The sequence below is a fragment of the Nocardia jiangxiensis NBRC 101359 genome (genome assembly GCF_000308615.1).
Classification (GTDB): domain Bacteria; phylum Actinomycetota; class Actinomycetes; order Mycobacteriales; family Mycobacteriaceae; genus Nocardia; species Nocardia jiangxiensis.
In genome coordinates, this window is sequence record NZ_BAGB01000062.1 from 214,753 (window position 1) to 221,861 (window position 7,109).

The 7,109-nt window shown below is 66.7% G+C and carries 7 protein-coding genes; 5 read left to right on the top strand and 2 right to left on the bottom strand.

All coding sequences use genetic code 11. The annotated features are described in order from the left end of the window. Window positions 1-36 precede the first annotated feature (36 nt). The 3 genes from ON40_RS28160 (at window position 37) to ON40_RS28170 (ending at window position 3,652) form a co-directional block, all read left to right on the top strand. Complete coding sequence (locus ON40_RS28160) at window positions 37-1,068, top strand: PLP-dependent cysteine synthase family protein (protein WP_040827782.1); 1,032 nt, start codon at window positions 37-39, stop codon at window positions 1,066-1,068. A 130-nt stretch (window positions 1,069-1,198) separates the two neighbouring features. Next, a complete protein-coding gene (locus tag ON40_RS28165) occupies window positions 1,199-2,602 on the top strand; it encodes an MATE family efflux transporter (RefSeq protein WP_040827783.1) in 1,404 nt (467 codons plus the stop codon). Window positions 2,603-2,740: 138 nt separating this feature from the next. Then, window positions 2,741-3,652, top strand: a complete 912-nt coding sequence (locus ON40_RS28170; protein WP_040827784.1) for a phosphodiesterase — start codon at window positions 2,741-2,743, stop codon at window positions 3,650-3,652. A 9-nt stretch (window positions 3,653-3,661) separates the two neighbouring features. Here the strand turns inward: ON40_RS28170 and ON40_RS28175 are convergent, their stop codons facing one another. Further along, entirely contained in the window at window positions 3,662-5,116 is a 1,455-nt protein-coding gene (locus ON40_RS28175; RefSeq protein ID WP_040827785.1) for a stealth family protein, read from the bottom strand. Between the two features lie 648 nt (window positions 5,117-5,764). On the opposite strand from ON40_RS28175, the gene ON40_RS28180 reads away from it, so the two are divergent. Beyond that, on the top strand, window positions 5,765-6,241 hold the full coding sequence (locus ON40_RS28180) for a pyridoxamine 5'-phosphate oxidase family protein (protein WP_040827787.1): 477 nt from the start codon (window positions 5,765-5,767) through the stop codon (window positions 6,239-6,241). Next, a complete protein-coding gene (locus ON40_RS28185) occupies window positions 6,238-6,534 on the top strand; it encodes an MTH1187 family thiamine-binding protein (protein ID WP_040827790.1) in 297 nt (98 codons plus the stop codon). The genes ON40_RS28180 and ON40_RS28185 overlap by 4 nt, the downstream gene beginning before the upstream one ends. 25 nt (window positions 6,535-6,559) lie before the next feature. Here ON40_RS28185 and ON40_RS28190 read toward each other — a convergent pair. Next, window positions 6,560-7,109: TetR/AcrR family transcriptional regulator (locus tag ON40_RS28190; protein ID WP_040827910.1), on the bottom strand; the 550-nt coding region annotated here is incomplete at its 5' end.

The following is a 7,109-nucleotide window of genomic DNA, read 5'->3' on the forward strand; positions in this document are numbered from 1 at the left end:
CGTAATTTCACCGCACCCTGGACCGAGGAGACCCGAATGCCGCTCGTCACGCGTGTGACGGACCTGATCGGCAATACACCGCTGTTCGACTTGGCGGCAACGACGACCGGTACCCGGCTGTTACTCAAGCTCGAGCAGTTCAACCCGACCGGCGCGGCCAAGATCCGGATGGCCCGCGAAATGGTGCTCGATGCTGAGCGTCGAGGTTTGCTGAGTAATGGCGGGCATATTATCGAGTCCACATCGGGAAATACCGGACTCGGATTGGCCGTGGTGGCCGCCGAACGCGGATACCGTTTCACCGCGGTCGTCGACCACCACGCCTGCAAGGACAAATTGCGCGCTATGCAAGCCATGGGAACCGAACTCGTCTACGTCGCCGACGACGGCGACGACACTCTCGCGACCTCGGCAAGGGAGGACCTCGCCGAGGAGATGGCCGCTGCCCGGCCCGACGCGTACTTCACCGAACAGCACAACAACGACGCCAACGCCCTGGGCTACTATGCGGTTGCCGATGAGTTGCTGAGTGATCTGGAGCGGGTCGACATCCTGCTGTCGGCGGTCGGCACCGGCGGGTCGCTGTTCGGCACCGCGCGGCGACTGCGCGAACTGGGCCGCCCCGCGCGGGTGATCGGCGTGGAACCGGAGGGGTCGATCGCCTTCGGCGGTCCGGGTGGCCCCTACTGGCAGTCCGGCACCGGCACCCCGCCGGGCGCGACGATCGGTACCGCGGTGGACTATTCGCTGCTGGACGAGGGCGTGAAGGTCTCCGACGTGGCCGCCTTCGCCACCGCACGCGCCGTCGCGCGCAAGCTCGGGCTGATGATCGGTGGTTCGGCGGGCGGTTCGGTACATGCCGCGCTGGCCCGGCTCGAGGAGTTCCCGCCGGGCTCCACGGTGGTCACCATCGTGTGCGACGGCGGCGAGAAATACCTGGACACGGTGTTCGACGACGCCTGGATGAGTGAGCGCGACCTGCTCGACGAATCGGCCGAGGCCGAGGTGCTGGCGCTGCTGGAGCGTTACGCACCCGCTCCCGCCGAGAATCTGGTGGGTGCGCGATGACCTCGCCACCGATCCCGCCGCCGTCCCGGCAGAATCCGTCCCATACCTTTACGAGAAGGAGGTTTCCAAAAATCCTCAGAAGTAAGGTATACCTAAGTGAGAATGTAATTCTCATCGATCAGGCGGCACGATGAGCAACACGACGATGCGATCGGACGGACGGCAGCTGACCGCCCTCGCGACGCCGATCGCCATGACACAGCTGGCCCAGGTCGCGGTGTCGACCACCAATATCGCCCTGATGGGCTCCCTCGGAGTGGATCAGGTCGCCGCCGGTGGACTGGCGCTGGTGCTGTTCAACCAGATCCGCACCATGTGCGTCGGGCTGATCACCGCGACCGGTAATCAGGTCGCGACCGCGCTGAGCCGGGCCGAGAAGCGAAACGCCCCGGCCGACACCGAGATCCGCGAGGTGGTCCGCGCGAGCCTGCTGATCTCGACGGTCGCGGGCATTCTGGGCGGACTCGTGCTCATCGGCCTGGGCTGGGCGCTGCGGTGGCTCGGCCAGGACGAGGCGGTCCTCGCACAGGCCAGGCCGATGATGGTGGCGCTCGCGCCCGGACTGCTGCCGTGCCTGTGGTTCCAGGTGATCCGGCAGTACACCGTCGGCATGCAGCGCCCGCAGGCGCTGCTGCTGGTGACGCTCGGCTCGGTCGCACTGAATCTCGTTGCGGCCCTGGCCTTCATGCACGGCTGGGCGGGTATTCCGGCGATGGGCCTGACCGGCGTCGGGGTGGCCACCTCGCTGGTGTTCCTGCTGATGTTCGTGGCGTTCTGGTTGATGGTGCACCACGATTCCGAACTCGGCGCGACCCTGCCGCTGCGGCCGTGGCCGGTGCGCCGGCCGACCGTGATGGCGGAATTGCGCCTCGGCACGCCGATCGCGCTGACCTACGGCTCGGAGGCGGGCCTGTTCTCGGTGCTGGCCCTGGTGATGGGCAGTCTGGGCCCGGCCGCGCTGGCCGCGCACAATGTCGTCTATCAGCTGGTGTACATCGTGTTCCAGGTGGCGGTGGGGCTCTCGCACGGCGCATCGATCCTGGTCAGCCGGACAGCGGCACGAGACGAGTACCGCCGCGCCCGCACACTGGCCTGGCTGGCGCTGCGGCATGCGGCGGTAGTCGCGGCGCTGGTCGGCGTGCTGTACCTCGTCATGCCGAGCATCGTGCTGTGTCCCTTCCTGACCAGCCACGATCGCGGCACCATCCATCTGGCGCACACGCTGCTGCTGATCGCGATCGTGCTGCAGTTCTTCGATGCGGCGCAGAACATCGGCAACGGTCTGCTGCGCGGCCTGACCGACACCAAGGCAGGATTCCGGCTGTCGCTGGTCGGCTACTGGATTGTGGGATTGCCCACAGCGCTGATCCTCGCCTTCCCGCTGGGACTGGGTGCGGCCGGAGTCTGGTGGGGTCTGACCGCAGGTCTGGCGACCACTGCCGGGCTGATGCTGCGCCGATACTTCGCGCATCTGGACACGCGTGAACAGGCCGAGCCCAGGCTGCTGGCCGGTAGCCTGCCGGGACACACCTGAGCCCAACCGCTCATCTGCGCGTAAGCGTGTCGTCATCGGCCGCGGGCACTGTGGAGTGGACGGGTTTCGCTATTCTCGGCAACGAGGACGAAGCCACAGTGCCCGTCACGACGACGAGCGAGCGCGGGGAGGAGTCCGGTGCCCAGCAGCAGAGTCGCGGAATATCCGCGACCGGACCATATTCTGTTCCATTTCAGCGACACCCATCTGGTCGGCGACGGTGCGCTCTACGGCGCGGTCGACGCGGTCGAACGGTTGCGTGGGCTGCTCGCCCAGGCCGAGGCCAGCCGGATCATCCCCGCCGCGATCGTCTTCACCGGCGATCTGACCGATCAGGGTGAGTCGGACGCGTACGACCGGCTGCGCGCACTGGTCGAACCGCTCGCCGAGCAACTCGGCGCACCCGTGGTGTGGGTGCCCGGGAATCACGACGACCGAGCCACCCTGCGTGCGCGCCTGCTCGACGAGCCCGGTTCGGCCGAACCCCTGGACCGGGTGCACGTCGTCGACGGGCTGCGCATCGTGGTTCTGGACACGACCGTGCCCGGCGAGCACTACGGCGAGGTCACCGATACCCAACTGGCCTGGCTGCGTTCGGTTCTGGCCGAACCCGCGCCGTTCGGCAGCATCCTCGCCATGCACCACCCGCCGGTGCCGTGCATCCAGGATCTGGCCGTCACGGTCGAGTTGCGCGATCAGCGCCGCCTCGCCGAGGTGCTGCGCGGCACCGATGTGCGCGCCATCCTCGCCGGACATCTGCACTTCTCCACCACCGCGACATTCGCCGGAATCCCGGTTTCGGTGGCGTCCTCGGCCTGCTACAGCCAGGATCTGGCCGTCACCGACGGCGGCCAGCGCGGCCGAGACGGTGCACAAAGTTTCAACTACGTGCACGTCTACCCGGACACGGTCGTGCATTCGGTGGTCCCGCTCGGCGACGGGCCGACCGTCGGACGGCCCGCGACCCCCGAACAAGCGGCGCAACGATTGCGCGAGGCCGGAATCGTCATCCCGGAGGCCGGGCGCATCCCGCACGTGCTGCCCGGCTGATGAATCCGGTTATGCCGCACCTGGTTCGAGGGCGGCCAGCGGATCGTCGTCGGTGATCAGTTCCCACGGAGCCGGATCCGGGAAATAGCCCTGCAGGAATTCCGACACCGCGCGGACCCGTTCGGTTTCGGCGACCTCCGGGAAGCTGCCGTCGTTGAGGCAGAAGAAATCCACGTTGCGGCGTCGGGTCAGGGTGGGCAGCATGCCCAGGCCGCTGTGGCTGGTGGTGTCGACGTAGCGCATCTTCGCCGTCTCCTGCGGTACCGCGCGGCCGGTGAGCAGGGCGTAGTAGTGATACAGCGAATTGGTGACCGAGATGTCGGTGGCCGCCCGGAACCGGCTGGCCCGGGTGCGGGCGAAATCTGCGCCGAACTCCTGTTCCATCTCGTGCAATACGCTGCGACGCAACGGAACCGGCGTATGTTCCAGATGCCGGGTGATCAGCGGGCCGAACCGTTCGGTCAGCAGCTGCCGGTTCACCCGGGCCGCGTTCTCGAATCCGCTGCGCCGTTCGTTGTTGGCCCCCGGGCCGATTCGCGTGCCCGCCTCGATGAACCGGCTGATCCCGGCCGGGGTGAAGAACATCGACGGCCGGATCGGACGGGCGAAGAACATGTCGTCGTTGGAGTACAGAAAGTGTTCGGACAGACCGTCGATGTGCTGCAACTGGCATTCGATGGCATGCGAGTTGAACACCGGCAGCCCGGCGGTGTCCGAGAAGTGGTCCACCGCACGCACGATCGTCACCTTCGGATCCTGCGCCAGCCAGCCGGGCACGGCCGAATCGGTGGCGATGAAGATGCGCCGGATCCAGGGTGCGTTCTTGTGCACCGAGCGCAGCGCGTACCGCAGCTCGTCGATCTGGCGGATGCGGGCATCGGCCGCATCACCCTCGCCGACGACGACCTGCGCCATCATTCCCGCACGGCGAGCACGGAATTCGGGATCGGCGCCGTCCACCCAGGAGTAGACGATATCGATGTCGAAGCCGACGTCGGCCGGATGCGGCGCGAACATGCCGTCGAGGGTGGGCCAGCTGGTGTCGAACAGCAGGACCGTGGTGCGGGTGACGTCGGCGAGGTCGAAAACGGTGCGGGTCAACGCATTGGGACGTGGGCACTCGACGGTGTCGCCGTGCTGGTCCCACAGTTCGATATCGACGTGATGCGCCGGATCGGCATCTCTGCCCAATCGAATAACATTGCGGCGCAATTCATTACAGGAGAATCCGGCGATCATCGACGCACCCAGCACGCGGCGTAACGCCGTGCGGTACGTGGAATCCACGGCCAGCACCGGACGACTCGCCGCATCCCGCACCAGCAGACACGGCACCTCCGCCGCTGCGAATTCACTTCGCAGATAACGCAAATCGTCGATCACCGCGGCCGACACCGACAGATTGCGCACCGCGCTGGAGCCTTCGGCCCACCCGGTCGCGTCCACTGCATCGAATTCCGTCATCACCGATCTCCTGTTTTCCACATCGGCCCGTGCCGTCGAATCGACGGAATACGGGCATCCACACCCCTGACTGACAAACACACACAGCGCCCTCCACCACCACGGCGGAGGGCTCGGCAGAACCGTTGAGCGCTAGGGAAGAACCCGAATTCGCCCCGCCGCGGTGAGACTGTTCGGGAAGGCTGCCCACAATCGATGGCGAGAGGATCGCAATCCCATTCGTTCTCACCTCACTCACGGACGGACGCATGGAAGCGTCGCTGATTTGCTGTGACGATCGCCGGCAGCGTGCGCATACCGCACACACGGCGCCACCCGGCGAACTTCACCGGACGGCCATCGGCCGGTAACTCTGCAGACCTCGACTCGACGAGGAACTGTTACGAATGATGCAACGAGCGAGACCGATTAGTCAATCCATACCCGCGCTGGTCCGACGCATTTTTCACGGCAGTAACGAAATCGTCGCGAACGGGCCCCGAGTGGCCGTCGCGCACACAGCTCTCACTCGTAATTGAGGATAGGCATACCATCGAAATCCGCGCGGTATCACGAACCATATGCGTGGCCAGCGGTCATGCGGCGCAACGGCTTACACTGCTAACTGTGGCACAGCCCGCCGCGTAGCCGACCGTGAGGTGAGCAGAGATGGTAACCGGAGCCCGAGAACGTCACGAGTCCTCGACCGAACATCCCGAACTGGACACCCTGCCGGAGTGGCCGGTGGATACGATCGCGGTTCTCGTGACGACCGATCCGGCGCCGCACGCCATTCCCGTCTCCTGGCCGGTGCGCGCCGGGGATCGTCGAATTCTGTTGAGCCTCAAGTCCGATCGCGGTTCGTTGGCACGATTGCGGGCACGCCCCGAGGTGGCGCTGCTGATTCTCGGCGGCGGCGATGTCGCGCTGTGCGCGCGGGGCCGGGCGCACGTGCTGGCCGATCCGATGCCGGGCGCGGACGATTACACGGCCGTGGACATCGACGTCGACGTGATCGACGATCACCACCAGTCCGCATTCGCCATCACCACCGGCATACAGCGCGAGGTGCTGGACGCATCCGAGCTGCAGTATCTCGAATCCCGGGTGGCGACCTTACGTTCGCTGGCCGAGGTTCGACGATGATCGCCGCCTTCTCCGTCACGCCCATCGGGTCCGGTGAAGAGGTCGGACGCGCGGTCGCCGAGGCGGTGCGCGTCGTGCGCGCCAGCGGCCTGCCGAACGAGACCACCTCCATGTTCACCACCATCGAGGGTGAGTGGGACGAGGTCATGGCCGTGATCAAACAGGCCACCGACGCCGTCATGGCCGTCTCCTCCCGCTGCAGCCTGGTCATCAAGGCCGATGTGCGCCCCGGGGTCAGCGATGGCATGACCTCGAAGGTGGCCAGCGTCGAGCGTTATCTCGCCGAGGGCTGAGCGACCGGGTCGGACCCGATCATCGTCATTCGACCTCGACCTGCAGCCGTAGCCCGGCGGCCGTGACCGCCACCAGCCGGTCCACCGCGGCGTCGGAGCCGAGTTCCGCGGCGGCGGTCAGGGCGTGCAGACAGTAGTCGGCCAGCTCGTCCGCGGCGATGTCGTCGCGGAGTTCGCCGCTGTAGGCCGCCTCGGCGATCAGCTCGGATATCAACTCCCGCAGCCGGTTTCGGGCATCGGAGATCTGCTCGTCGGGATGCAGCGCCTGCACGAGTCCCCGATCGTGACGGCCTGCGCGATGCATGCCGTGCGCGTAGGAACGCAGTACCGCGGTCAGGCGGGCGCCCGCCGTGCCGGATCCGGCACGCACTCGCACCAGCTCCGCCAGGTGTTCCTCGACCCGGCGGGTGTGCCAGGTGCGCAGAATGGCGTCCACATCGGGGAAGTACTTGTACAGGGTCGCGCGCCCGATTCCGGCATGTTCGGCGATCTGCGACATCGTCACCGCGCGCAGGCCGTGTTCGAAGACCAGCGCCGCCGCACTGTCCACGATCGCGTCCCGCACCTGCGTCCGA